The sequence below is a fragment of the Pseudonocardia pini genome, assembly GCF_013870575.1.
GTDB lineage: Bacteria > Actinomycetota > Actinomycetes > Mycobacteriales > Pseudonocardiaceae > Pseudonocardia > Pseudonocardia pini.
In genome coordinates this window covers 1-1894 of the sequence record NZ_JACBXB010000936.1, presented here as the reverse complement: position 1 = coordinate 1894, position 1894 = coordinate 1, and the positions used below count along the sequence as shown (strand labels likewise).

Annotated in this window: 2 protein-coding genes; both read left to right on the top strand. The window is 73.3% G+C overall.

Annotation, left to right across the window (positions count from 1 at the left end; genetic code table 11):
- On the top strand, nt 1-344 hold a 344-nt coding region (locus H5J29_RS31035), incomplete at its 5' end, for a hypothetical protein (RefSeq protein ID WP_181784497.1).
- Nucleotides 345-538: 194 nt separating this feature from the next.
- The coding region (locus H5J29_RS31030; protein WP_312858493.1) for a hypothetical protein at nt 539-1894 on the top strand (1356 nt) is incomplete at its 3' end.

Sequence of the window (1894 nt, the reverse complement as noted above, 5' to 3'; positions counted from 1 at the left end):
ACGACACGGACATCGACCTCACCGCCGCGGAGGTCCGCAGCGGCGCCGCGACCCGGGTCGGCCCGGGGCAGGCGCACTGGGACGACGGGCTCCGCGTGGTCGATCCCTCGACGGCCGCGGCGGACGACGAGCAGCTCGAGCTCCTCGACGACCTCGAAGAGGGCTGGGCCGACCTGGACGAGGAGGCGGAGCTGGCGGAGCCGACCATGGGCAGGGAGGCCGACCTCGTCGAGCCCGTCGAGGATCCCGCGCCCCGGAACGGATCCGACCCCTCCAGCGTCAACGGTTCCGGGGTCAACGGCTCGCACGCCCCCAGCGGCGCCCCCGGCGAGGGTGGGCGGTGACCCCCGCGGCGATACCCCTGGGGGGCGCGGCGGTGCTGCTCGTGGTCGTCGCGGCCCTGGTCCGGGGCCTCCGCCGCCGCCCCGCCCCCTCCCGTCGTCGCCCCGCCGCCGCCCGCCGAGATGAACCTCAGCGACCTTTCGACCATGATCGAAAGTCGCTGAGGTTCATCTCGACGGGCGGGCGGCGGTCGCGGGTGGGCTCGCTGCTGCTCGTCCTCGCCGTCGTGCTCGGGTCCTCCCTGATCGGCTCGCCCGCCGTCGCGCAGCCCTTCGACTGCAAGGAGGCGCCGGAGCCGGACCGGCCCGGCACCGGGCTCGTCGGGTCGATAGACCCGCCCCGGCCCGACGGCGGCGAGCCCGGCAGCGTGTACCGCGAGGTCGGGTACGCCGGGATGACCTGGCACAACTACGACCTCGGCTGCGGCGGCGGGGTGCTCAACCCGGCCACGACGACCGACACCTGGCTGGGCAACCAGACCTTCAACGTGGCCAAGTTCGCCGTCGGCGGGGTGAACTGGGCGCACTACCTGATCGCCGACGGCGGCGCGCTGCTCGACCCGCTGGACAACGTCATCACCTCGGCCACCCAGGCCATGTACCAGTCGGTGTTCCTACCGTGGGTGGGCGTCGCGCTGGTCATCCTGGCCGTGTTGCTGCTGGTCCTGGCCATGCGCGGCGACCTGGCGAGACAGACGCAACGCGGCGCCCTGGCCGTCGGGGCGCTGATCCTCGCGTCCGCGGCCTACCTCGCGCCGGTCAACTGGGCCCGCGCGGCGGACACCCTGCTGCTCGACGGCGTCACCCAGATGCAGGAGGGCTTCCTCCAGCAGGTGGGCCTCGGCGACCGGGACACCCTCCCGACGGTCCTGGTCGACCAGGTCGTCTACCAGAACTGGCTGCGCGGCAACTTCGGCTCGCCGGACGTCCCGCAGGCCACCGACCAGGGCCGACCGCTGCTGCGGGCGTCGACCTTCACGATCGACGAGGTCGCCACCGGGCAGGACACCCCGCAGCTCGCGGAGCAGAAGAAGACCGACTACGAGGCCATCGCCGGCCAGCTCGGCGACCGGTACAGCTACTTCCAGGGCGAGTCCGGCAGCCGGGTCGGGGTCGGGGTGCTCGCCGTGGTGCAGGCCGTGTGCATCGCGCTCTTCCAGCTGCTGTCGAAGGTGCTGGTGCTGGTCGCGATGCTGCTGCTGCGGCTGATGGTGATGGCCGCGCCGGTGATCGCGGTCGTGGCGGTCCTGAAGACGGACGTGCTGCCCGCGATGCTGCGTGTGGCGGGCGCCGCGATCGTGAACACGGTGATCGTCGGTGCGCTGGCCGGGCTGCACGCGTTGCTGGTCGTGTCGCTGTTCCGGCCGGGCTCGGGCATCGACCTGTGGCTCGCGCTGCTGGTCACCGGGGTGGTCACGGTCGTGCTGTGGGCGGTCGCGCGGCCCTTCCGCAGGCTGGCGTCGATGGTCTCGTTGACCCGCGACCAGTTCGGCGGGATCGTGCCGGGCGTCGGCGGTGGGCCGATGTCGCGGGTCTGGCAGCGGGTGCGCGGC